Origin of the sequence: Flagellimonas marina (genome assembly GCF_042651185.1) — a bacterium.
Lineage (GTDB): Bacteria > Bacteroidota > Bacteroidia > Flavobacteriales > Flavobacteriaceae > Flagellimonas > Flagellimonas marina.
Genome location: NZ_JBHSCL010000013.1, coordinates 45,172 through 68,336 on the forward strand (window position 1 = coordinate 45,172; position 23,165 = coordinate 68,336).

At 41.4% G+C, this 23,165-nt stretch carries 21 protein-coding genes; 9 read left to right on the forward strand and 12 right to left on the reverse strand.

Annotated features, from left to right (window positions below; translation table 11 throughout):
- Window positions 1–48: 48 nt before the first annotated feature.
- Together ACFOWS_RS18325 and recR are read right to left on the reverse strand one after the other, a co-directional pair.
- A complete protein-coding gene (locus ACFOWS_RS18325) occupies window positions 49–1,410 on the reverse strand; it encodes a dihydrolipoamide acetyltransferase family protein (protein ID WP_379767853.1) in 1,362 nt (453 codons plus the stop codon).
- Window positions 1,411–1,504: 94 nt separating this feature from the next.
- A complete protein-coding gene (gene recR / locus ACFOWS_RS18330) occupies window positions 1,505–2,125 on the reverse strand; it encodes a recombination mediator RecR (protein ID WP_379767856.1) in 621 nt (206 codons plus the stop codon).
- Between the two features lie 76 nt (window positions 2,126–2,201).
- Here recR and ACFOWS_RS18335 point away from each other — a divergent pair, with 76 nt between their 5' ends.
- Window positions 2,202–3,689 carry a sodium:solute symporter gene (locus ACFOWS_RS18335; RefSeq protein WP_379767859.1) on the forward strand — a complete coding sequence of 496 codons (1,488 nt, stop codon included), beginning with the start codon at window positions 2,202–2,204 and terminating at the stop codon, window positions 3,687–3,689.
- Here ACFOWS_RS18335 and ACFOWS_RS18340 read toward each other — a convergent pair.
- Window positions 3,673–4,032, reverse strand: coding sequence for a CoA-binding protein (locus ACFOWS_RS18340; RefSeq protein WP_366590653.1), 360 nt, complete (start codon window positions 4,030–4,032; stop codon window positions 3,673–3,675). The genes ACFOWS_RS18335 and ACFOWS_RS18340 overlap by 17 nt on opposite strands.
- A 317-nt stretch (window positions 4,033–4,349) precedes the next feature.
- On the opposite strand from ACFOWS_RS18340, the gene ACFOWS_RS18345 reads away from it, so the two are divergent.
- Complete coding sequence (locus ACFOWS_RS18345; RefSeq protein ID WP_379767862.1) at window positions 4,350–6,800, forward strand: TonB-dependent receptor domain-containing protein; 2,451 nt, start codon at window positions 4,350–4,352, stop codon at window positions 6,798–6,800.
- A 107-nt stretch (window positions 6,801–6,907) separates the two neighbouring features.
- On the opposite strand, the gene ACFOWS_RS18350 is transcribed toward ACFOWS_RS18345, so the two are convergent.
- Window positions 6,908–7,921: a 3-oxoacyl-ACP synthase III family protein gene (locus ACFOWS_RS18350; protein WP_379767865.1), complete on the reverse strand. Its 1,014-nt coding sequence runs from the start codon at window positions 7,919–7,921 to the stop codon at window positions 6,908–6,910.
- Between the two features lie 403 nt (window positions 7,922–8,324).
- Between ACFOWS_RS18350 and htpG the strand changes: the two genes are divergently transcribed.
- The 3 genes from htpG to ACFOWS_RS18365 all read left to right on the forward strand — a co-directional run bounded on the left by htpG (window position 8,325) and on the right by ACFOWS_RS18365 (window position 11,269).
- Complete coding sequence (gene htpG, locus ACFOWS_RS18355; RefSeq protein WP_379767868.1) at window positions 8,325–10,211, forward strand: molecular chaperone HtpG; 1,887 nt, start codon at window positions 8,325–8,327, stop codon at window positions 10,209–10,211.
- 63 nt (window positions 10,212–10,274) lie between these two features.
- On the forward strand, window positions 10,275–10,631 hold the full coding sequence (locus tag ACFOWS_RS18360; RefSeq protein WP_379767871.1) for a DoxX family protein: 357 nt from the start codon (window positions 10,275–10,277) through the stop codon (window positions 10,629–10,631).
- Window positions 10,632–10,636: 5 nt separating this feature from the next.
- Window positions 10,637–11,269: an MOSC domain-containing protein gene (locus tag ACFOWS_RS18365; RefSeq protein WP_379767874.1), complete on the forward strand. Its 633-nt coding sequence runs from the start codon at window positions 10,637–10,639 to the stop codon at window positions 11,267–11,269.
- A gap of 50 nt (window positions 11,270–11,319) precedes the next feature.
- On the opposite strand, the gene ACFOWS_RS18370 is transcribed toward ACFOWS_RS18365, so the two are convergent.
- Window positions 11,320–11,673 carry a hypothetical protein gene (locus ACFOWS_RS18370; RefSeq protein ID WP_366590665.1) on the reverse strand — a complete coding sequence of 118 codons (354 nt, stop codon included), beginning with the start codon at window positions 11,671–11,673 and terminating at the stop codon, window positions 11,320–11,322.
- A 211-nt stretch (window positions 11,674–11,884) separates the two neighbouring features.
- On the opposite strand from ACFOWS_RS18370, the gene ACFOWS_RS18375 reads away from it, so the two are divergent.
- On the forward strand, window positions 11,885–12,754 hold the full coding sequence (locus tag ACFOWS_RS18375; RefSeq protein WP_366590667.1) for an AraC family transcriptional regulator: 870 nt from the start codon (window positions 11,885–11,887) through the stop codon (window positions 12,752–12,754).
- Window positions 12,755–12,764: 10 nt separating this feature from the next.
- Here ACFOWS_RS18375 and ACFOWS_RS18380 read toward each other — a convergent pair whose 3' ends face one another.
- Window positions 12,765–13,532 carry a S1/P1 nuclease gene (locus tag ACFOWS_RS18380; protein WP_379767878.1) on the reverse strand — a complete coding sequence of 256 codons (768 nt, stop codon included), beginning with the start codon at window positions 13,530–13,532 and terminating at the stop codon, window positions 12,765–12,767.
- Window positions 13,533–13,696: 164 nt separating this feature from the next.
- Here ACFOWS_RS18380 and ACFOWS_RS18385 point away from each other — a divergent pair, with 164 nt between their 5' ends.
- Genes ACFOWS_RS18385 through ACFOWS_RS18395 form a run of 3 tightly spaced genes read left to right on the forward strand, consistent with a single transcriptional unit; the run spans window position 13,697 to window position 17,960 of the window.
- Window positions 13,697–15,895 carry a DUF5916 domain-containing protein gene (locus ACFOWS_RS18385; protein ID WP_379767881.1) on the forward strand — a complete coding sequence of 733 codons (2,199 nt, stop codon included), beginning with the start codon at window positions 13,697–13,699 and terminating at the stop codon, window positions 15,893–15,895.
- 59 nt (window positions 15,896–15,954) lie between these two features.
- Window positions 15,955–17,217, forward strand: a complete 1,263-nt coding sequence (locus ACFOWS_RS18390; protein WP_379767884.1) for a DUF819 family protein — start codon at window positions 15,955–15,957, stop codon at window positions 17,215–17,217.
- A gap of 44 nt (window positions 17,218–17,261) precedes the next feature.
- On the forward strand, window positions 17,262–17,960 hold the full coding sequence (locus ACFOWS_RS18395; protein ID WP_379767887.1) for a DUF4369 domain-containing protein: 699 nt from the start codon (window positions 17,262–17,264) through the stop codon (window positions 17,958–17,960).
- Here ACFOWS_RS18395 and ACFOWS_RS18400 read toward each other — a convergent pair whose 3' ends face one another.
- The 6 genes from ACFOWS_RS18400 to ACFOWS_RS18425 are packed head-to-tail and all read right to left on the reverse strand — an operon-like array spanning window position 17,961 to window position 23,147.
- On the reverse strand, window positions 17,961–18,233 hold the full coding sequence (locus ACFOWS_RS18400; protein ID WP_366590673.1) for a hypothetical protein: 273 nt from the start codon (window positions 18,231–18,233) through the stop codon (window positions 17,961–17,963).
- Between the two features lie 25 nt (window positions 18,234–18,258).
- Entirely contained in the window at window positions 18,259–19,227 is a 969-nt protein-coding gene (locus ACFOWS_RS18405; RefSeq protein WP_379767890.1) for a type I phosphomannose isomerase catalytic subunit, read from the reverse strand.
- A 2-nt stretch (window positions 19,228–19,229) separates the two neighbouring features.
- Window positions 19,230–19,637: a 6-pyruvoyl trahydropterin synthase family protein gene (locus tag ACFOWS_RS18410; protein WP_379767893.1), complete on the reverse strand. Its 408-nt coding sequence runs from the start codon at window positions 19,635–19,637 to the stop codon at window positions 19,230–19,232.
- Entirely contained in the window at window positions 19,637–20,167 is a 531-nt protein-coding gene (gene idi / locus ACFOWS_RS18415; protein ID WP_379767896.1) for an isopentenyl-diphosphate Delta-isomerase, read from the reverse strand. Before idi ends, ACFOWS_RS18410 begins: the two co-directional genes overlap by 1 nt.
- A 57-nt stretch (window positions 20,168–20,224) precedes the next feature.
- Entirely contained in the window at window positions 20,225–21,181 is a 957-nt protein-coding gene (locus ACFOWS_RS18420) for a PorP/SprF family type IX secretion system membrane protein (RefSeq protein ID WP_379767899.1), read from the reverse strand.
- A gap of 4 nt (window positions 21,182–21,185) precedes the next feature.
- Window positions 21,186–23,147, reverse strand: a complete 1,962-nt coding sequence (locus ACFOWS_RS18425; protein ID WP_379767902.1) for a T9SS type B sorting domain-containing protein — start codon at window positions 23,145–23,147, stop codon at window positions 21,186–21,188.
- Window positions 23,148–23,165 lie beyond the last annotated feature (18 nt).

Here is a 23,165-nt window from a genome sequence, read left to right on the forward strand (position 1 = left end):
CTTCATCGGTCTAAATTAAGGATTGTAATAGGAATATGCTATTTTCTTCTAGATTTCCCGGTTTATGTCCCATGCTTCCAAATAATCGGCCACGGCTTTTACGAACATTCCGCCCAAAGCGCCGTTGACTACCCTATGGTCATAGCTATGGGAAAGGAACATTTTACTACGTATACCAATGTACTCCCCTTGGTCTGTTTCGATGACCGATGGCATTTTACGAATAGCACCTAGAGCCAAAATACCTACTTGAGGTTGATTGATGATGGGCGTTCCAAAAACACTGCCAAACGACCCAACGTTGGTTACGGTGTAGGTCCCATCTTTCACCTCATCGGGCTTTAACTGATTGTTTCTGGCCCTGCTGGCCAAATCGTTCACGGTCTTTGCCATGCCCACCAAATTTAATTGGTCTGCATTTTTAATGACCGGAACAATAAGGTTGCCATCTGGAAGGGCCGCAGCCATTCCCAGATTGATATGCTTCTTTTTAATGACCTTGTCCCCATCCAATGAAATGTTCATCATGGGATATTTTTTCAGGGCCATGGCCACGGCTTCCATAAAAATTGGGGTAAAGGTGAGTTTTTCGCCTTCACGCTCCTCAAAAGCCTTCTTTACCTTGTTTCTCCAGTTGACCACGTTGGTGACATCGACCTCCACAAAACTTTGTACATGGGCCGATGTGGACACACTTTCTACCATGTGATGGGCAATCAGCTTGCCCATTCGGGTCAATGGGATTACCTCATCATCCCTGCCCACTTGAACAGGGGCGGTTTTGGGTTTCTCCGTGGCTTCTTTTTGTGCTTTGGGTTCCGTTGTGGCCACTTTTTCTTCAACGGTGGTAGTTGTAGTGGTTTCCGCTGGTTTGCTGCCATTTGTGGAGCGTTGCTCCAGAAAAGCCATGATGTCGTTTTTGGTGACACGACCTTCCAAACCAGTACCCTCAATCGCCTCCAATTCCTCCATGGAAACCCCTTCTTCCTTAGCTATATTTTTGACCAGTGGAGAATAAAACCGCTCCGAGCTTGAAAAATCATGTGCTGGGGCTGAAACGGATTCCTTTACTTGGGTCATTTGGTTTTCCAGGACTGCAACTGGTTCTTCAACCGTATCCTTGACCTCATCAACAGTTTGGGTTCCATTTGATGAACTTTCAACTTCCCCTTCGGTTTGAATAACCGCAACCACATCACCCACTTGGATGACATCATCTACATTAAATCGTTTTTCCAATAATATACCATCGACCTCACTGGGCACTTCAGAATCTACCTTGTCCGTTGCTATCTCAAAAACGGCCTCATCCATCTCAATGGTATCACCTACTTCCTTCAACCAACTGGTTAAGGTGGCTTCGGCGACACTTTCTCCCATTTGCGGTAATTTTAATTCGAATTTTGACATATTCTTAGTTAGCGATATAATATTGACTTCTGTTTTGCAAAAATACTAAAGAAATCGACTTATTATTGATTTATGTTCATTTTTTAATCTTGAATCAATTGGCTTTCATGGAGCTTTCGAACGGAACCCGGTTGAGAATACTCCTGCCCAAAGTGACTTCATCAGCATATTCCAGCTCATCTCCCACTGAAATACCACGCGCAATGGTCGAGGTGGTGATTTCCATCCCTTCCAATTGCCGATAGATATAAAAATTAGTGGTATCGCCTTCCATTGTGGAACTCAAGGCAAAAATGAGCTCTTTGACGGTTCCTTGCCTGACGCGGTCCACCAATGAAGTAATGTTTAAATCTTGTGGGCCCACACCTTCCATGGGTGATATTTTTCCGCCTAAAACATGGTACAGTCCGTTGTACTGCGAGGTATTCTCAATGGCCATTACGTCGCGTATGTCCTCAACCACACAGACCAAGCTTTCATCACGCTTTGGATTGGCGCAGATTTCGCAAATCTCCGTGTCTGAAATGTTATGGCACTTTTTGCAAAAATTGATCTCGCTTTTAAGCGTCATCAATGCATTGGATAGGTGCTGGGTACGCTCCTCGGGCTGTTTCAACAAATGAAGCACCAAGCGCAACGCCGTTCGTTTGCCTATCCCTGGCAATTGCGACATCTCATAAACCGCATTTTCCAAAAGCTTCGATGAAAATTCCATATTCTAAATTCTCCCACAAAATTACGATTTTAGACTTACCAATTTACTTTCGTACTTTGCAAATCAAATTATATATATGTCGGCGACGCAAATCCTCCTGCTTATTGGCGCCTATTTTTTGGTGCTGATTCTTATCTCCTATTTTACGGGCAAAAACGATTCCAACATAGACTTTTTTAAAGCCGGCAGGCAATCACCTTGGTATGTGGTTGCTTTTGGTATGGTGGGGGCCTCACTATCTGGGGTCACCTTCATTTCAGTTCCTGGTTGGGTTGAGGATACCCAGTTCAACTATATGCAAGTAGTCATCGGCTACCTTTTTGGCTATATGGTGGTCGCCTTTTTGTTACTGCCACTGTATTATAGGTTAAATGTTACTTCCATTTATGAGTACCTCTTGGAGCGATTTGGTAGTACCAGTCACAAGACAGGGGCATTTTTCTTTTTCCTTTCACGGGTTTTGGGGGCGGCCTTCCGTTTGTATTTAGTGGCCATTGTGTTGCAACAGTTTGTTTTTGATGACCTTGGCTTTCGGTTTGAGTTTACGGTGGTAATTTCCATATTGTTGATTTGGATTTATACCAATCGAGGGGGCATCAAAACCATTGTTTGGACCGATACACTTCAGACCCTTTTTATGATAGTGGCCGTGATTCTATCCATTGTTTTGATCAATAAAGAATTAGGTTGGAGCTTTGGGGAGTTTTTGGCTTCGGATGAGCTAAAAGACTATAATGCCTTTTTAAATACGGAGAGCTTTTTAGACCGTAATTACTTTATTAAATCTTTTGTGGGAGGGATGTTCGTGACCATTTGCATGACGGGACTTGATCAAGACATGATGCAGAAAAACCTTACCTGTAAATCGTTGAAAGATGCTCAAAAGAATATGGTTTCCTTTAGCATTGTATTGGTAGCGGTCACTTTTATGTTTATGCTATTGGGTGTTCTGTTGTTCATTTATGCCAAACGAAATGGAATAGGCATCCCATTGATGGATGGCTCACCGAAAACCGACCTACTTTTCCCCGAGATTGCATTGAACGGGGGTCTGGGACTCACATTGGCCATTACGTTCATGCTTGGCCTTATTGCGGCAGCATACAGTAGTGCAGACAGTGCCCTTACCTCACTGACCACTTCTTTTTGTGTGGATTTTTTGGCTGTTGAGAAGAAAAGCGATGCAGAGCAAAAGAGAATTCGAAAAACCACGCACATTGTTATGAGCATTATGTTGGTACTGGTCATCATAGCCTTTAAATACATTCTTAGCAGCAATGTGATTGACAGTCTATTAACCGTTGCGGGGTATACGTATGGGCCGTTGTTGGGCCTATTTGCTTTTGGCATTTTCACCAAATACCAAATCTGGGATCGCTATGTTTGGGTGATATCGCTACTTTCCGTGGGCATCATTGTTCTTGTGGCCAATATTCCGGCGTCCTACCTTGGTGGCTATGTCATGGGGTATGAACTTTTACCCTTAAACGGCTTATTGACCTTTTTTGGCCTTTGGTTGATACGAAAGGGAAAGCGTACTGAGCAATCTAATACTGCCCCGTAGCCAAAAGCACCAGGGTACAGGCAACTTCTACCTCTATACCTGCATTTTTGAGAAGTTTGTAGAACTCAGGGTTTTCCGTGCCGGGGTTAAAAATCACCCGTTTTGGTTTAAGGTCTATTATTTTTTGATAGTATTCTTTCTGATTTTTTGGATTGAGGTACAACGTTATAGTGTTAATATTTTGAAATTCAGCCAAGTTGTCTTTAATTTGCACTCCGGATACAGTTCCCCCACTTACTCCGAACGCGATTGTATCAATATCGTTTTCAACCAATCTACGAATTGCCAAATTACTGTATCTCCCCGGGTTTGAAGAAGCCCCAAAAACAAGTGTTGTATTCATTTGTTAATTTATGTGTTAAACTGATTCAAAGATTGTAACTATTTGAAAAATTAGTCGTCTTTTATCTATAAAATATCATTCATTGGTAAGACTGTATTTTTTATAGTTAATGGTTAGTGTTTAGTATAGCTTATCAATGTAAAACCCTGGCATTCTGAATGTCAGGGTTTCTTTTTTCCACCAAACCATTTCTTGGCCCCTAGCCTCCCTATAACCTTGCAGCGGTTTACAAATGTTAAAATCAATAAAGCCTGTAACATTTTTACATTAAACCCGTCTTGTAGTTATCATCAATCAAATCAAAAAACGAACAACTCATGAAGAAGCTATTCTTAGTTGTTGCACTCTTCTTGTGCAGCATTCAAATCAATTTTGCAAATAACAACGAACCAGAAACCGCCTTGGGCTCAATCTCTGGAACCGTTGTTGACAATACCTTGCAGCAGCCTGTGGCTTATGCAGCCATCGTTATTAAATCTGAAAATGGTGCTGAAACCATAACAGGTGGAATTACCGAGGATGATGGAAGTTTTGAAATCAAAAAACTACCCGATGGTTCCTTTATTCTTGAAGTTCAATTTATTGGTTACAAGACCTATTCCCAAGAATTGGTCATCAATAAGAACAACAGAAACCAAGATTTGGGGACCATCACCCTAGAAGAGGAAACACGGGAACTGGACGAAGTGGAAGTGGTGGCCGAACGTACCACCATTGAACAACGGGTGGACCGAAAAGTCATCAACGTGGGAAAGGACCTCACAACCGCTGGCGCCACCGCTTCAGACATTATGAACAACATCCCCTCTGTTAACGTGGATGCCCAAACGGGCGATCTTACCTTGCGCGGAAACTCAAATGTTAGGGTAATGGTGGATGGAAAACTATCTAACGTTCCGGTGGCTCAATTGCTCCGTCAAATACCTTCAACCTCCATTAAATCCATTGAGCTCATCACCAATCCGTCTGCCAAATACAATCCAGAGGGCATGAGCGGTATCATCAATATTGTACTACACAAAAATGCCAACATTGGTTTCAATGGGAATGTGAATCTCGGGTTAACAAAAGGTATCGAGGCCAAGTTCAACAGCTCCATCGATTTAAACTACCGTAACGGAAAATTCAATTTTTATGGTAATTATGGCAATAACATTGGCAAATATGTCAATGATGGAACCATATTCCGTACCGATGAAAACTCACTCCAAGAGTTTGATTTCTTCAACAATAACAAATCACATCTTTACAAATTGGGAGTGGACTTTTATCTCAATGAAAAGAACACCATTTCTTTTTTCACCAACCAAAATATTTTTGACGGGTCTGGAATTGGGGTAACTGAAGTCACTTATAATACGGATACATCCCGGAATGTAACCCAATTTTTTGACGACATTTCAGACAACCGCAGCGAACAATATAATTTTGACTACAAACTGGACTTCAACAAGGAAGGACACAACATAGAATTGGAGGTGGATTTTAACTGTTTTGAAAGTGGTCAAGATGCTAATTTTAGGTCAGTTGGTGCAAGTCTATACCCCAATTACATGGATTTTGTGGATACGGAACGCACCCAGACCATTGCCAATTTGGATTATGTGAATCCTTTGGACAGCATTTCAAAACTTGAGATTGGACTGGAATCCCGGAATTTTGAAACAGATGTCGACTATTCATCCACGGGATTTTCCTTTAACTCTGGTGGTAATTTGGTACCTACCCCAAACACCAATTTTGTATATGGAATGGACATTTATTCTGCTTACGCCACGTTCAGCCAGTCTTATCAAAAATGGTCCTATCAAATGGGGGTTCGTGTAGAAGATGTAGAAGTTACTGCGGACACCAACAATGTCAGGTCCTTTACCGATAAGTATACGGAGATTTATCCATCAGCCTTTGTAACCTACAATGTCAATGAGAAAAATCAAATGCAGCTGAGCTATAGCAGACGTGTGGACAGACCTGGACTTGAGCAGGTAAATCCAATTAGGGAATTTGCCACCCCCTTGATTTCTTCCTTCGGAAATCCAAATTTAGTACCCCAGTTCACCAATTCCTATGAAGCCAACTATACACGGCGCATTAAAGATGGTAGCATTACAGCAGGTGTTTTTTACCGAAGCATCAAGGATGAAATCAACCGTGCGGTTTATATAGACCGTTTGGATTTTAATAAGATCATATTGACGTTCGACAACTTTGCTAAGACTTCTGCCTATGGTTTGGAACTCTCTGGAAGCTATCGCCCAACCAAATGGTGGAACATTAACGGTAGTTTTGATATGTTCTCCCAGACCAATCGTGGAATTACGGAAACTGTACCTGGAAATGTCCCCAATCCTACCGAGGATGACATTGTTGAGGAAAGCGTAAAAGTGGACAACACCGCTTGGAACTTACGTATGAACAACAGTTTTACGGTGACTAAGCAGCTGACACTTCAGGCTTTTGGATTTTACCGTGGAAAGAACCGTACCATTCAATTCAATGCCGAGCCCATGTATTTTGTGAATTTGGGAGCTCGCTACAATTTTGCTGAAGGCAATGGAACTATCAGCTTTAACTACAATGATATTTTCAATACCATGCGTTTCGCCTTCAAAGGAGAAAGACCGTATGAACAAGCTGGAGGGTTCAATTGGGAGAGCAATAATGTCTACGTAGGCCTATCCTATCGTTTTGGAAGTGGAAAAAATCGTGCTAAACAACGTAAGCGAAGAGATGACCGCACCAAACAGTCCAGCGGAGGAATTTTATAACGACGCATTAGTGCAGAATGCCGAAGTGTTGGTTGGTAAGTAGGCAGGTGCATTAATAAAGAGCCCCGATCTTTTAATAAGGTCGGGGCTTTGTTTTTTATTTGGAATTACCACCGGATAATAACACTCCCCCATGTAAAACCACTACCAAAAGCGGCAAGGACCACCAAATCGCCCTCTTTCACCTTTCCCTGTTCCCATGCCTCAGTCAAAGCAATTGGAATAGAAGCTGCTGTAGTATTTCCGTAACTCATGATGTTGTTGAACACTTGATCATCAGACAATCCAAATTTCTTCTGAATGAATTGGGAAATACGCAAATTGGCTTGGTGCGGAATCAACATATCAATATCCTGCGGACCTAAATTATTGGTCTGTAATCCTTCCATAATTACCTGGCTAAAGCGCACTACCGCATTCTTGAACACAAACTGACCATTCATATAAGGAAAATAGGACGTATCCTCGGTACCAGAATCCACATCTTCGATAATATCGGTCACCCATCTTTTTCCCATTCCGGGGGCAATCAATGATAGTTCTTCAGCGTGTTCACCCTCAGAATGAAGGTGTGAGGATAAAATACCCTTGGAGGTATCTTCTTCTCGCGTTACTACCGCAGCTCCAGCACCATCCCCAAAAATAACGGAGACACCCCTTCCCCTTGTGGTCATATCCAGCCCATGCGAATGCAGTTCAGAACCAATGACGAGCACATTTTTATACATGCCACTTTTAATGTATTGGTCTGCTACCGAAATACCATACACAAAACCGGAACACTGGTTGCGAATATCCAATGCCCCAACGGTTTTAAGGCCCAAATCACGCTGTACTAAAACACCAGGACCCGGAAAATAATAATCGGGACTGAGCGTGGCAAAGACAATAAAATCAATGTCATTTTTATCAACACCAGCTCGTTCAATGGCCTTTTGTGCTGCCTTTACCCCCATACTGGTAGTAGTATCAGTACCTTTCACTACATGGCGTCGCTCTTTGATTCCTGTACGCTCCTGAATCCATTCATCATTAGTGTCCATTACTTTGGACAAGTCATCATTGGTGACCACATTTTCAGGAACATAGAATCCCAAACCTGATATTCTTGAGTTGTACATTGCTTTCTGATTAAATACTAATTATTTAAAAAACGATATGTTTTTAAAGGGAAAAGTAAAAAATATATCCAAAGTACTGCACATTTATTAACAAAATAAACGGCCATACCCTTTAGTTCAGCAAAATTGATTGTGAAAAGAAAATGCACTTTCGGGCGAAAGTGCATTTTCAACAACCTAACCAATAAATAAACAAACTTGTTATAGTTCACTATTTCATAGCAATTTTTTCCTATAACGAGGTAAAGATACATATTTTGTTTATCATTTTACAAAAAAGAATAAACAAAAATGTGTTAAAGTTTATATTTCAATGTTAAAAGTACCGAGCTGTGTCAGTTTGTCAGCTTTATCAAAGTGGTATTTTTTTTGTCGTGATGGGATTAAAAAAATTACATACACCATGGCAACAGGTAAAATCAATGTTTCAGTAGAGAACATTTTCCCCTTGATCAAAAAGTTTTTATATAGCGATCATGAGATATTTTTGAGGGAATTGATATCAAATGCTACAGATGCAACCTTAAAACTAAAACACCTTACCTCCATTGGAGAGGCCAAAGTTGAATATGGCAAACCCATAATTGAGGTGAAGGTCAACAAGGACAAAAAACGTATCCATATTATAGACCAAGGTATCGGGATGACCGAAGAAGAAGTGAAAAAGTACATTAATGAAGTGGCTTTTTCCGGAGCGGAGGAATTCTTGGACAAATACAAAGATGCCGGGAAGGACGCGGGAATCATTGGGCATTTTGGTCTTGGTTTCTACTCTGCCTTTATGGTTGCAGAGAAAGTGGAAATCATCACCAAGAGTTTTAAGGATGAGCCAGCAGTGCACTGGATATGCGACGGTTCACCGGAATTCACGTTGAAAGAAGCGAAGAAAAAGGACAGGGGTACCGAGATTGTTCTTCACGTGGCTGAAGATTCCACCGAGTTTTTGGAAGACTCCAAAATCCGTGAACTGTTGACCAAATACAACAAGTTCATGCCCATTCCCATCAAATTTGGAACCCGCACCGAAACGCTTCCCAAGCCCGAAGGTGCCAAAGAGGATGACCCGGCACCAACCAAAGAGGTTGATGACATCATCAACAACCCCAACCCAGCTTGGACCAAGCAACCCACTGATTTAGAGAACGACGATTACAAACAATTTTATAGGGAACTCTATCCCTTGCAGTTTGAAGAGCCCTTGTTCCACATCCATCTTAATGTGGACTATCCCTTCAACTTAACTGGTATTTTGTATTTCCCCAAGTTGACCAATGACCTCAACATTCAAAAAGATAGAATACAGCTGTACCAAAACCAGGTATTTGTCACCGATAATGTAGAGGGTATTGTTCCCGAGTTCTTAACCATGCTTCGCGGGGTTATTGATTCGCCGGATATTCCTTTGAACGTATCAAGATCTTATCTACAGGCGGATGGTGCAGTAAAAAAGATTTCATCCTACATTACCCGAAAAGTGGCGGATAAGTTAAATTCACTTTTCAAAAATAATCGGGAAGATTTTGAACAAAAGTGGAACGACATCAAAGTAGTGATAGAGTACGGTATGCTTTCCGAAGAAAAGTTCTTTGAAAAAGCTGACAAGTTCGCACTTTACCCAACGGTTGATGACAAATATTTCACTTTTGAAGAGTTGGAAGCTAAAATTAAGGATAACCAAACTGACAAGGATGACAAATTGGTGGTCTTGTATGCTTCGGACCGAGAAGCGCAACACAGCTATATTGAAGCTGCCAAAGCCAAAGGCTACGAGATTTTATTGATGGACTCGCCCATTGTACCGCACTTGCTTCAAAAAATGGAGACTTCAAAAGAAAATCTATCCTTTGTACGTGTAGATTCAGACCATATTGATAACCTTATCAAAAAAGAGGACACGGCCATTTCCAAACTTTCTGATGAGGAAAAGGAAAAACTCAAAGGTGAGATTGAGGAGGTTGTAAAGGAAAAAGGCTATACTATTCAAATGGAGGCCATGGAGAGCAGTGCATCGCCCTTTATTATTACAGAGCCGGAATTTATGCGACGAATGAAGGAAATGCAACGTACCGGTGGAGGCGGTATGTTCGGAATGGGCAATATGCCTGACATGTACAACCTTATTGTGAACACCAATCACGAATTGGTGAGTGAAATCTTGAACACCAAAACCGCCAAAAAACGGGAACGCTTGATCAATCAGTCCTTGGATTTGGCGCGTTTGTCCAAAGGACTGCTGAAAGGTGAGGAATTGACCAAGTTCATTGCCCGTAGTTATGATATGATTAAATAAGGTCACAGTAAAATAGGATTGAAAAGGCAGGTCAATTTGGTCTGCCTTTCTTATTTTTAGTCCATGGTAGCACCCTGGCATTTGTATCTGATGGCTGGCATGTACGTAGTTGCTGGCTTGATGCATTTTATTTTTCCGAAAGCGTATCTACGGATTATGCCCCGTTACCTTCCCTATCATAAGTTTTTGGTGTTTTTGAGCGGTGTAGCAGAAATTGTTTTGGGGATTGGACTATGCTTTGCAGAAACTAGAAACCTTAGCATTTACGGAATCATTTTAATGCTGATTGTTTTTCTACTGGTACATTTTTATATGCTTTCAGGGGAAAAAGCCTCAGCTGGAATCCCCAAATGGATTCTTGTTCTTAGAATTCCTTTACAATTTGGACTAATGTATTGGGCTTACTTTTATTTAATTTAAAAAATATGAAAGTTATATCAACAAACATAGGCAACCCTACCCCAATAGTTTGGAACGGGAAACAAACCACAACAGGGATATTTAAATATCCTGTTAAAGAACCATTGCGGTTGGAAACAGAAAGTGTTGCAAATGATACTATTGCCGATAGAAAAGTGCATGGAGGAGTTTTCAAGGCCTGCTATCTTTTTTCATCGAACCACTATCCCTATTGGAAAGAAAAATATCCACATTTGGATTGGGACTGGGGTATGTTTGGGGAAAACTTGACGATTGAAGGTTTGGATGAGACCAAATTAAAGATTGGAAGTATTTATAAATTGGGAAGTGCCTTGGTACAAATAACCCAACCTAGGGAGCCCTGCTTCAAATTGGGAATCCGGTTTCAATCCCAAGAAATCTTAAAAGAATTCATTGATCATGGTTTTCCCGGCACCTATATCCGTATTTTGGAAGTAGGACAAGTCACTACAGGTGATATGATGGAGTTGGTGGAAGAATCTAAAAGTTCATTGACCACCCAAGCATTCTATAAGTTACTTTTTTCCAAGGAAAAGATCGCAGAACATCTAAAACTTGCCATTGCAAATGATGCCCTACCCTCAGGGAAAAGGGAACGTCTTGAAAAATGGTTATAAAAAAAGGGCCCTTGAAAGGGCCCCATGCACATAAAAATTAACTAAACAAACTATCTTACCGCCATAGTTTCCTTGTAAGTACCAAACTTATCAACAACAACTATGGTATATTCGTCTTCAAAGGCTCTTTCAAAGTTGAACGCTTTTTCAACAACAAGTTTTCCATCGATTGACTCATTGTAAACAAGTCTGTCCTTGCTGTCATACACCTTAAGGATTACTGTTCCTTGAGAGATGTTCAAAAGGTTCATCATCAATTTTTCGCCTTTTTTAACGAAAACTGGGTCAAGCTCAACATTGACCAATTTCTTTTCAACTTCGCTTTTTGCTGGACCGTTGGCTACACCTACTGTTGATACTAGTAAGAAAGCTCCGGCTACTACATAATTTACTACTGACTTCATAACATTTCGTTTTTTTAAGATTACAGTACAAATGTATGGCGCAACTATAGCCCAGAATACCACCATCTTTTCCAGTTTCTATGCAATTTTAACATGGTAAATATGTTAACTTTGTGCTAAGGTTAAAATAGCATAGATTTTGGTTAATTTTGTAGAGACGCCCTACACAACATGACAGTAACTTTACACTACCAAATTTAAAATGGCAAAAATGATTCAAAAACCTGCTTTTGAGGCAATTGCGCCTAGTTTTGGACACTCGTTTACGTATCAAAAGTTCAATGAGAACAACGAGAATAAGAACAATGGCTGGCATTATCACCCCGAACTGGAACTGGTCTATATTAACGGAGGTTCCGGAAAACGGCAAATAGGCAGTCATGTCTCCTATTTTAGAAACGGAGACCTTATCCTTATTGGGTCCAACCTGCCGCATTGTGGATTTACCGATAAATTAACGGGAAACAAAAGTGAGACCCTTGTTCAGATGAAAGCTGATTTTTTGGGGAGTGATTTCTTCAATATCCCCGAAATGAAGAACATTCAAAAACTCTTTGAAGTTGCCAAGGGTGGAATCGCATTTTCAGGTATGACCAAGGTAAAGGTTGGTGAAAAAATGGAAATCTTGGAGTACCAAACCGATTTCCAACGACTTTTATCCATCCTTAATATATTGAACATACTGGCTACTTCGGATGAAATCAAAGTATTGAACGGCGAAGGCTTTTCCATAGAGACCGAGGTAAAAGACAATGACCGAATCAATATTGTCTTCAATCACGTGAAGACCAACTTTAAAGAAGACATCAGCTTGGATGAAATTGCGGATATGGTGAGCATGACCGTACCCTCATTCTGTAGGTACTTCAAAAAAATCACCAATAAGACCTTTACACAGTTTGTAAACGAATATCGTTTGGTGCACGCTTCTAAACTATTGGCCGAGCAGCCTATGAGTATTACCCAAGTGTGTTATGAAAGTGGATTCAACAACTTTTCGCATTTCAACAAATCGTTTAAAGCATTCACTGGTCAAAATCCATCAGAGTACAGAAACCAATTAAAGGCTGTATTGCAATAAGCATAATGGCCTAGGCAAACAAGTCGTTAAGGACTTTGGCCAGTCGTAATCCCCCTCTTTGCAGTTGTTGGAACAGTACATCGTTATATTTGTAGGCGTATTGGTAACCCAGCTTTTCACCTACCTCAACAGATTCGTATAACTCGGCACAAATTTCATGGGATTCATCCACCCAATCGTAAATGGTACCTTCCTGAATCTTTTTACGTTCTTTTCGAGACACCTGATCGAGTTCATTGGCTAATTCCGTATAGGTCATACCATACGAAACAATTAAATTTTTGTCCCATACCCGGTGTAAATTACTTCCTTCGCCAAACCATTGTACCTGTATATCATTACCCCCTTTGTCCTCTGCCCTACTGGCGTGCATGGGCTGGTGTAAATCTCCAATAAGGTGAACCAACATCTTAAGGTGAAAAATACGATTTTCCCTACTTCTATTTTTATCCAGTACTACTCGCTTGCACTCTTCAATGGCTGTGATAATATCACCGTATTCACTCTTTTCAGAATCTGCATATTTTATCCCTAAGGGATAATTCACATAATGCCAAGCCGAATATTTGGAATACTTTCGGTCCGCTTTTATTTCATCAGCATACGTGGAAACAAAAGCAAGGCTATGTCCATCCAGCAAATCGTTCAAAGCCCGCTTTGCCTTCCCAGATAAGTGGTTTTGTGCAATATGCCCTGTTACACGATGTCCTGTTTTCCCCCAAAAGTTACTGAAGGCCAGTACGGGGGCCAATAAAAATAAAATTATGGTCTTTTTCATGATTGATGAGGTATTCAAAAATAGAAGCAAGATTTACAATCCATTAACAAAATTTATGAGTCCCAATTTTCACCATCTTTTTTGAAACACAATGCTCTAAAGCAAACTTTGGGATTTTTTTAACGAAGCTAAATCTTAAATTTGTGAACCAACTAACTCAGCTAATGTTTTATTTTCGTTTTGTACTCAGTACGCTGTTATTCCCATTTCTATTTTTTGCGCAAACCACTCCCAAGCAATTCACAGTAAAATACATTGAAGAACCCATGCAAATTGATGGGATTTTGGATGAATCGGTTTGGGATATTGCAGAAAGTGCCAACAATTTTCAACAATATTTCCCTTCAGATTCCATTTTGGCCCTGCAGCAAACCGAGATAAAAATGTTGTACAGTGCCACTACGCTCTACATTGGTATTAAGCTCAACACGGAAGGTAGTGATTATGTGATTCCTTCCTTGGAGCGGGATTACAGAGCTGGTGGAAATGATAATATTAGCCTACTTTTTGACACCTTCAATGATGGAACCAATGCCTTTCTGTTTGGAATGAATCCCTATGGGGTTCGCAGGGAGGCCTTAATTTCAAATGGAGGTATCGGATTGAGTGGTTTCACTACCTCTTGGGATGTAAAATGGCAGGGCGAAGCAAAAATATACGACGGCTATTACGTTTGTGAGATGGCCATTCCCCTAACCTCGTTCAAGTTTAAACAAGGGGAGACCAAATGGCGTTTTAACAGCTACCGTTTTGATATGCAAACCAACGAAACCAGCACATGGGCTGAAATTCCACAGAATCAGTTCGTTTTTGGGCTCGCCTTCATGGGAGATATGGTATTTGAAAAACCTCTTGGAAAATCAAGGACTCCTATGGCCATTATCCCCTACATCAACGGAATTGCCGGAAAGGATTATGAAACTAATGAGGATAGAAGTAATCTGAATTTTGGGGGAGACGCCAAGGTCTCCATTGGCAATGGAATGAATCTGGATATTACCGTAAACCCCGATTTTTCCAACGTAGAGGTGGACAATTTGGTCACCAATCTTACCCGATTTGAAATTTCCCTTCCAGAGCGTAGGCAGTTTTTTATTGACAATAGTGACCTTTTTGGTTCTTTTGGAAATGAACGGGATTCCAATCCCTTCTTTTCAAGAAGAATTGGTATTGCCGAAAATCTGGATGGTGAGACCATTGAAAATGGCATCATTGGCGGTGTTCGCCTCAGTGGAAAATTAAACGAGAACTGGAGACTGGGTTTTCTCAACATCCAAACGGAGGAAGATGAGGCCAATGAAATTGCCAGTAACAACAATACCGTGTTTGCCCTTCAAAAAAAGATGTTCTCCCGTTCCAACCTTAGCTTTATTTTGGTGAACCGCCAAACCTTTGAGGATTATGACTTCCTAGCTGAGGAAGATCGCTACAACCGAGTGGTAGGGCTGGATTACAATTTGGCATCGGCAGACAATACCTGGACAGGAAAGTTTTTTTATCACAAGTCTTTTGCCCATGCCCTAGGCGATCGCGATGCTGCTGGGGGAGTGGACCTGCAATATAACTCCAGATATCTCAATTTTGGACTTCGCGGGAACTTTGTGGGTAATGACTTTCGTTCCGATCTTGGCTTCATACGTCGCCAAGACATTGTGGCCGCCAGACCTTTTGTTGAAGTAAATTTCTGGCCCAAAAAGGGAAATATGAATTTTCACGGGTTTCGCTTTAACCCCAATGCAATTTGGAGGCCAACTTTAGATTACCAGAATACGGACTATACCATTTTTACCGAGTGGCAATCTCAGTTCAAGACCCAAGAGGAACTATCCGCCCGCATGTTCAACCGATATACTTTTTTAACGGAGTCCTTTGACCCCACTGATACTGATGGTGGTGTTGAACTTCCGGCCGATCAAGGCTATTATTATACCAGTTTTGAAGTTGAGTTTCAGAGTGATCGAAGAAAGGTTCTTTCGTATTCCCTTGAACCTGGGTATGGTGAATTTTATAATGGCACCCAGTTTGCTCTTGAAGGGGATGTAAGCCTTCGCCTCCAACCTACGGTTTTCCTTTCCCTGGGGTTAAACTACAACAGCATTCAACTGCCCGAACCTTATGAAAGTGCTGATTTATGGCTGGTGAGTCCGCGAATCAACATCACCTTCAATAAATCCGTTTTTTGGTCCACTTTGGTACAATACAGCAACCAGTTGGACAATTTAGGAATCAACTCGCGCTTGCAATGGCGTTTTGCCCCCTTATCTGATCTATTCTTGGTGTACAACGATAACTACTTCGTAAATACGATTATGCCCAGAAGTAGGTCCATTAACCTAAAACTCACGTATTGGTTGAACATATAGTCATATAAAATGGCTTTTTTTGATTTTCCTATATTTGGAGCCATCACTATTTAACTGCTATGAATCAACTACCTTTTACAGATGACACCGTTATCTTTGGACTTCTCTGCCTTTGTCTGGGCTTTGTTTTCTATACTTCATCCCTAAAAACGGGATTTTGGAGCAAGTTTTACGGTGTAGTGCCCACTGTACTTATGTGCTACCTATTGCCCGCAATTTTAGCAAGTTTGGGCATAGTGGACGAATCGTCCTCCCAGACCTATTTCGTTGCGAGTAGATATTTGCTGCCAGCCGCACTGATCTTAATGACCCTGAGCATAGACCTTAAAGCCATCATGAACTTAGGCTCCAAAGCCTTGATCATGTTTTTGACCGGTACGGTTGGTGTCATCATAGGGGGACCTTTGGCCATTTTGATTGTTTCCCTTTTTTCACCCGAAACTGTGGGCGGAAGTGGTTTTGATGCCGTTTGGCGCGGATTGGCCACTATTGCCGGAAGTTGGATAGGTGGAGGCGCCAATCAGGCCGCTATGCTTGAAGTGTTCAAATACAATCAGGAAAATTATGGAGGAATGGTCTTGATTGACATCGTAGTGGCCAATCTTTGGATGGCTGTGCTCTTACTTGGTATTGGAAAATCCAAAAGAATTGATGCTTGGCTAAAAGCTGATACCTCCTCTATTGAACAACTCAAACAAAAGGTTTCCACGTATACTGAAAAAATTGCCCGCGTTACCTCTTTGCCCGATTTTATGATGATGCTTTTCTATGCCTTTGCCGGGGTTGGTATTGCCCATTTTTTGGGATATCATTTTGCTGGATTCTTGGAGAACAATTTTGAAGTCATCCGCAACAAACAGAAAATACTCTCTTCCCTAGGTTCCCAATTTTTGTGGATGGTGGTCTTTGCAACTGCTATCGGAATTGGTTTATCTTTTACCAAGGCTAAAGCATATGAAGGGGCCGGGGCAAGCAAAATAGGTGGTGTTTTCATCTACATATTGGTGGCTACAATTGGAATGAAGATGGACTTGGGTAAAGTTTTGGAAAACCCAGGCCTCATTGCTATTGGGTTGGTTTGGATCAGTATTCATGCCGGGCTTTTGATTTTGGTGGCCAAATTGATCAAAGCCCCCTACTTTTTTCTTGCTGTGGGCAGCCAGGCCAATGTAGGCGGAGCTGCTTCAGCACCCGTTGTGGCAGCCGAATTTCATCCTTCCTTGACCTCCGTTGGTATTCTTTTGGCCGTTTTTGGGTATGTTGTGGGCACGGCCGGCGCCTATATTTGTGCTTTATTGATGGAAGTGGCCTCCAAAGTTTAAAAAGTTCAGAAGTTTATGCATATTTGCCGAGCAAAATTTGAATAATGAAGAGAATCCTAACGATAGTAGTTTTGATATTGGCCATTGCCTCGTGTGAAAAGGAAACGGAAAACACCATGTTGGTTTCCGGAAACATAAAAGGACTGAAAAAAGGCACCCTTTTTCTACAACAGTTCAAAGATTCTTCATTGGTGGTATTGGATTCCCTCAAAATTGAAGGCGATGGGAATTTCAGTTTTTCACAAGAGGTTGAAAACCCTGATATTTTTTATCTCTATCTGGAAAAAGAGGACCAAAATGAGGTCAATGACCGAATCTTGTTTTTTGGTGAGCCCGGACAAATTACAATCAATACCTCTTGGAACACGTTTGACCTGAATCCAGAAATTATGGGTTCTAAGTCCCATGAAACACTTTCAGAATTCAATGAGATGCTCTCAAAATTCAACTTGAAGGATTTAACCTTGATGCAAGAAGCCACCCAACCCAAATATCAAGAAAACACAGAGGCGTTGGATTCACTTCAAAGACTGGCGGACCAAAATCTTTTGAATCGGTACAGATATGTATTGAATTTTGGTTTGAACAATGGAGATTCCTATGCCACTCCTTATATAATGATTATGGAAGCCCAAGAAGCCAACCCCAAGTATTTGGATTCGGTGTACAGGAAACTATCGCCTGAAGTGGCTGCATCAAAATATGGGAAAGCGCTTCAAGATTTCTTGAAGAAGCAGGATTAATCAACTGGCAAGATTGTTCAGTTCTTCCACAAGTTCTGTGGCTTTTTCTTCCAGTTGCACCCGTATTTCCTTAAAATGGGCTTTGGTATCTTTTACTTCTTTCTGATGGATTTTACCCATTAATTCATCGAACACCGCTATGGCTTTGTCAATGATTACGGTTCCCTCTTCAGATTCTTTGTTTCCCGAACCGGCTTCCCAAATATAAACCGCTTCAATAATGTCCCCTAGCACATAGTTGACATCTTTTTTTAAATCACGAACACTTGGCATGGTAAGTATTTTTTCAAATGTACTACTAAATCGTAACTTCTAAAAGTTTGGCTCCGTGGGTGTTAATATTCACAGTACTGCTGCATGCGGGTACCAAAATGGTCTCCCCCTTCTTAATGGAAACATTGCCCCAATCGTTGTCAATGGTGGCCTCCCCCCCTACGCACATATATATTGTAAAGGAATCCCTAGTGGATAAATCTTGGTGCATTGAACTGTTCAAATCCAAAAAGTTGGTCTTAAAATAAGGACAATCGACCATGGTATTTACGGCATCCTTTTTATGGGGGTAATCCACTTTAAAATCGTCCTTTTGCTCATAATCAATGGCATCAACGGCCAGACCTGTATGCAATTCCCGAAGATTTCCATTTTTGTCCTTGCGGTCAAAATCGTACACTCTATAGGTGATGTCAGAAGTCTGTTGGATTTCGGCCAACATGACCCCTGCACCAATGGCATGTATTTTTCCGGTATTAATGAAAAAAGTGTCCCCTTCTGAAACTTCTTCGTAGTTCATCAAATCCAACAAAGTGCCTTCTTCCAAACTTTGTATGTACTCGGCTTTTTCAACATTCCTGTTAAATCCTACGATCAACTTGGCCCCAGGGTCGGCATTCATTATGTACCACATTTCCGTTTTCCCAAAGGAATTGTGCCTTTCTTTTGCCAAATCGTCATTGGGATGCAGCTGAATGGAAAGATCTTGCTTGGCATCTATGAATTTTATAAGGATAGGAAACTCATTTCCAAAACGTGCCACAACACTTTTTCCCAATAGTTTCTCACCATGCTTGGTAATGAGTTGATTTAATGACGTTCCTGCCAAATCTCCATTGCACACTTCTGAAATATCGCCTTGCACACCAGAAAGTTCCCAACTCTCCCCAGTAATATCACTTTCTATGGGTTTGTTAAGTACGTCTTTCAGCTTGGTGCCTCCCCAAAGTCGTTCCTTTAGGATGGGTTTGAATTTTAAAGGGTATAGGTCCATTTTTATCCTGAGTAAGTTACAAAATTTCGGGAGGTTTCATATAGCACAACTTCCAAGTCCTTGGTCTTGTTTATATGAGGTCGGAGTTTATTCCAGATGACCACGGCTATATTTTCTGCCGTTGGGTTTAGATTTTTAAACTCAGGTACATCTGCATTGAGGTTTTTATGATCCAGGGCTTCTTCAACGTGTTCTTTTATCAAATCCTTGAGCACCTTTAAATCCATCACAAAGCCTGTTTCTTGGTCAATTTCACCGGTAACACTAACAATCAGCTCATAGTTATGCCCATGGTACCGTGGGTTGTTACACTTGCCAAAAACAGCGTTATTTTTCGCTTCATCCCAATCTGGCCGGTACAACCTGTGTGCTGCATTAAAAATGGCCTTTCTGCTTACTTTCACCTTCATTATGATGGGATATTTTTCATAAGATGTTCATAGAAACGTTCAAAAATAATCTTGAACCAGGCCGTATAGTGATCAGGGTTCTTGGAAATATCCTTTTTGATGTCTTCTGGGTGCATCCATTTCCAATCTGCCACTTCTTTTGGATTAATGTTTGGTGCACTATTGAATGAACCGATCATTACATGGTCATACTCATGTTCGGTAAGTCCATTATCAAAAGGAGCTTTGTAAATGAATGAAAATAATTCTTTGAGCTCCGTGCTGAAGCCCATTTCTTCCATAAGTCTTCGCTTACCAGCTTCAATATTGGATTCTCCATTCCTTTGGTGGCTGCAACAGGTGTTGGTCCATAGCAAGGGAGAATGATATTTATCTTTGGCACGCTGTTGAAGCATGGTCTCCCCCTTATCGTTCATCACAAAAACAGAAAAAGCCCGATGTAGCAATGCCTTCTCGTGGGCCTCCATTTTGGGCATCAAGCCAATGGGCTCGTCGGCCTCATTCACCAAAATCACATTTTCCTCTTCCATGCGGTAAAAATATGACCTTTGGCGGAATTTACCCGAAGTAGGAGTTTTAAATTGTCCTTAAAAGAAGCGTGGCGATTTAAGATTTCCAAGATTTCTGATGAAATCGTAACGAAGAATGACCTCAAAAGAACCATCGTTGAAGGTGGCTGCTCCCAACTCGGTAATTTCACGGTCATAGGCCAGACCTATCATAAGTTGGTCGGATACCATAAAGCCAAACAAGCCACTGAAAGCAGCATCCCACCGATAGGCAACACCTCCAATGAAGCGTTCATTCAACATAAAGTTGGCTGAAAGATCAACCTGCAATGGAGCTCCTTGCACCACTTTGGTTAAAAGTGTTGGCTTAAATTTGAGAAAAGGGTTCAAATCCCAAACATACCCTGTAATGGCATACAGATTTATCTGCTCTTTGGCCGTGGAAACCGAAGACGTATCAAAATGGGTAGTTTCCAAGATTCGTGGGGCGGATAGTCCGGCATAGAATCTATCGGTATGGTAGTACACCCCAGCACCAACATTGGGTGAAAACTTATTCTGTATATCTTGTTGTGACTGTAATTGCGGATCAATTTCAAATTCATCCAGTTCAGAATAACGAATATCGAGCATATGGGCACTCGCCTTTAGACCGAAACTCAATCGCCCCTCCCAAGAAGTTTGAATGGTATAAGAAAAGTCCACATCAAAATAGGTTTCTGAGGTAGGGCCTATCTTATCATTTACTATGGAAACACCCAAACCAACACCTCTGTATCCCACTGGGGTATGGATGTTGAGCGTTTGTGTCTCTGGTGCACCATCCAATCCGAGCCATTGGTTACGATAAAGTGCAGCTATGCTCAAATGACCACGGGAACCGGCATAAGCAGGGTTGACACTTACCGTATTGTACATATATTGGGTGTACTGAGCATCTTGTTGTGCATGTACCATCCCCATTGCCCCAAGTAGCAACACGGTAAGCAGTCCCTTAATTCTATTTCTTAAAGCCTTTTTATCCTCAGCGACCATTTCTTTATCGGTTTATATATAGATACCCTGTAAGTTGTTTCATGTTTCCTGTCCCATCTTGATATTCTATGATGTAGAAATATGTACCCACGGGAAGCTTATTATCTTGGTCCACAGTAACCCTACCTTGCGAAGTGCCATCAAAAACATTTCCAGCAGTATTGTAGGCTCTGGTTTGATATACCATAACACCCCATCGGTTATAAATTTTGACGGTGTTGTTCGGATAATTTTCAAGACCGTTTATGGCCAACACATCGTGCACACCATCTCCATTAGGCGTGATAACATTGATGACATCCACCGTTTCCACTGTAGTTTCACCCAAGTCTGGATCTAGATAATTAGGGATTCCATTTTCGTTGGAATCGTCATTGGCATAGTCTCCGTCTTGGTCTAAGTCCTCATCAATGGTTTCTATACCATCATCGTCATCATCGGAATCCCTGAAATCTGGAATTCCATCAGAATCTGTATCGGGCATGTCTAAGCTTGGGTCATCAATTTCATCATTGACATCGATATCAATAACGGTTTCGCCCTCGTAGCCATCGTCCAACCCATCATTGTCTTTATCGGAACCGATCAGTGTTACATCGGCTATACCATCATGGTCACGGTCATGACCTTCAATAGCATCGGGTACATTGTCATCATCACTATCGGTATCCACATAATCTGGAATGCCATCATTATCGGAATCCACAGGAATCAATCCAACATTACCATCGTTTTCATAGGCATCATCCAATCCATTTCCATTGGCGTCCGCCAAACTTGGTGCAATGTATCCCAGAGCGGGTTGTGCTTCAATGTTGTCAGGAATTCCATCATCATCACTATCTATATCCAAATAATCAGGAATGCCGTCTCCATCGGTATCCGTTGGATTTGTTGATGGGTCGTTGTCATTATCGGCATTAAGGTCTTCAAAACTGTCCACAATGCCATCCCCATCAGCATCCAAATCAATTCCAAGGGTATTTACGATAATCGTGATCGTTGCAGTATCACAGTTTCCGTTGGTATCACAAACGGTATATTCAAATGTATCCGTTCCGGTAAAATCTGGGTTGGGCACATAGGTAATGTCGTCATCCGATGGATCATTGGGAGTGCTGTTGTTGTTCAGCGTAACCGTTCCATTGGATGGAGTTGTAGCAGAAATTGTTCCTACGGTAGGAATATCATTATCGTTGCCTCTCCATAGCACAACAATGTCTGTGTTAATGTCTGTGGAAACTGAATCATCATTAGTGTCAAGAATAGGTAAGACATCTACGGTAACAGTCGCCGTGCTACAATCTCCCAGAGCGTTACAAATGGTGTAATCAAAGGAATCGCTTCCATTATAATCAGGATTCGGGGTATACGTAACTATATCATCTGTGGGATCATTGGCTGTTCCATTGTCATTTATAGCAACCGAACCATTGGATGGAGTTGTGGCCGTGAGCGTACCTGTTGTTGGCAAGTCAGAATCGTTATCGAAAATGGGAACCACAATAGATTCATCTTCGTTCACCGTGATTAAATCATCCACCAAATTGGCAGCTTGACTCATACATACTACAGTAAATCTTGGTAATTCTGAATTATTTCCTGCTTTGGTAATGGTAGCTGTGTAGCGCATCACACTTTGTGTGCTAGTAACCATTGGGCGGGTTTGGTCTCCACTTAAAGCTGGGGTCCAACTTACTGTTGCTCCCGTAGGCACACTTGCTGAAATGTCAAGTGTCACTTCATTATTTGGTGCACCACATTCGGTCAAAATAAAATAGCCCGTAGCATTTGATCCACAGAGTGTCCCATCATAAGTAGCAAAGTAAACGCCAGGTTGGGTAGCCTCATAAAAGGAGTTTGTTCCCAGAACAGTTCCCAGGTTAGAAGCTTCAAACCATTGGTAGTTGCTTTCATCACCTGTATTTGGGGCCTGAAGCAAAAATTGCGCATTTGCAAAGTTCATTCCCAGAAACAGAATGAA

Excerpts from the sequence above, each read along its gene's own strand:
- ACFOWS_RS18325 (WP_379767853.1), bottom strand. The coding sequence starts at position 1,410 with ATGTCAAAATTCGAATTAAAATTACCGCAAATGGGAGAAAGTGTCGCC.
- recR (WP_379767856.1), bottom strand. The coding sequence starts at position 2,125 with ATGGAATTTTCATCGAAGCTTTTGGAAAATGCGGTTTATGAGATGTCG.
- ACFOWS_RS18335 (WP_379767859.1), top strand. The coding sequence starts at position 2,202 with ATGTCGGCGACGCAAATCCTCCTGCTTATTGGCGCCTATTTTTTGGTG.
- ACFOWS_RS18340 (WP_366590653.1), bottom strand. The coding sequence starts at position 4,032 with ATGAATACAACACTTGTTTTTGGGGCTTCTTCAAACCCGGGGAGATAC.
- ACFOWS_RS18345 (WP_379767862.1), top strand. The coding sequence starts at position 4,350 with ATGAAGAAGCTATTCTTAGTTGTTGCACTCTTCTTGTGCAGCATTCAA.
- ACFOWS_RS18350 (WP_379767865.1), bottom strand. The coding sequence starts at position 7,921 with ATGTACAACTCAAGAATATCAGGTTTGGGATTCTATGTTCCTGAAAAT.
- htpG (WP_379767868.1), top strand. The coding sequence starts at position 8,325 with ATGGCAACAGGTAAAATCAATGTTTCAGTAGAGAACATTTTCCCCTTG.
- ACFOWS_RS18360 (WP_379767871.1), top strand. The coding sequence starts at position 10,275 with ATGGTAGCACCCTGGCATTTGTATCTGATGGCTGGCATGTACGTAGTT.
- ACFOWS_RS18365 (WP_379767874.1), top strand. The coding sequence starts at position 10,637 with ATGAAAGTTATATCAACAAACATAGGCAACCCTACCCCAATAGTTTGG.
- ACFOWS_RS18370 (WP_366590665.1), bottom strand. The coding sequence starts at position 11,673 with ATGAAGTCAGTAGTAAATTATGTAGTAGCCGGAGCTTTCTTACTAGTA.
- ACFOWS_RS18375 (WP_366590667.1), top strand. The coding sequence starts at position 11,885 with ATGATTCAAAAACCTGCTTTTGAGGCAATTGCGCCTAGTTTTGGACAC.
- ACFOWS_RS18380 (WP_379767878.1), bottom strand. The coding sequence starts at position 13,532 with ATGAAAAAGACCATAATTTTATTTTTATTGGCCCCCGTACTGGCCTTC.
- ACFOWS_RS18385 (WP_379767881.1), top strand. The coding sequence starts at position 13,697 with ATGTTTTATTTTCGTTTTGTACTCAGTACGCTGTTATTCCCATTTCTA.
- ACFOWS_RS18390 (WP_379767884.1), top strand. The coding sequence starts at position 15,955 with ATGAATCAACTACCTTTTACAGATGACACCGTTATCTTTGGACTTCTC.
- ACFOWS_RS18395 (WP_379767887.1), top strand. The coding sequence starts at position 17,262 with ATGAAGAGAATCCTAACGATAGTAGTTTTGATATTGGCCATTGCCTCG.
- ACFOWS_RS18400 (WP_366590673.1), bottom strand. The coding sequence starts at position 18,233 with ATGCCAAGTGTTCGTGATTTAAAAAAAGATGTCAACTATGTGCTAGGG.
- ACFOWS_RS18405 (WP_379767890.1), bottom strand. The coding sequence starts at position 19,227 with ATGGACCTATACCCTTTAAAATTCAAACCCATCCTAAAGGAACGACTT.
- ACFOWS_RS18410 (WP_379767893.1), bottom strand. The coding sequence starts at position 19,637 with ATGAAGGTGAAAGTAAGCAGAAAGGCCATTTTTAATGCAGCACACAGG.
- idi (WP_379767896.1), bottom strand. The coding sequence starts at position 20,167 with ATGGAAGAGGAAAATGTGATTTTGGTGAATGAGGCCGACGAGCCCATT.
- ACFOWS_RS18420 (WP_379767899.1), bottom strand. The coding sequence starts at position 21,181 with ATGGTCGCTGAGGATAAAAAGGCTTTAAGAAATAGAATTAAGGGACTG.
- ACFOWS_RS18425 (WP_379767902.1), bottom strand. The coding sequence starts at position 23,147 with ATGAACTTTGCAAATGCGCAATTTTTGCTTCAGGCCCCAAATACAGGT.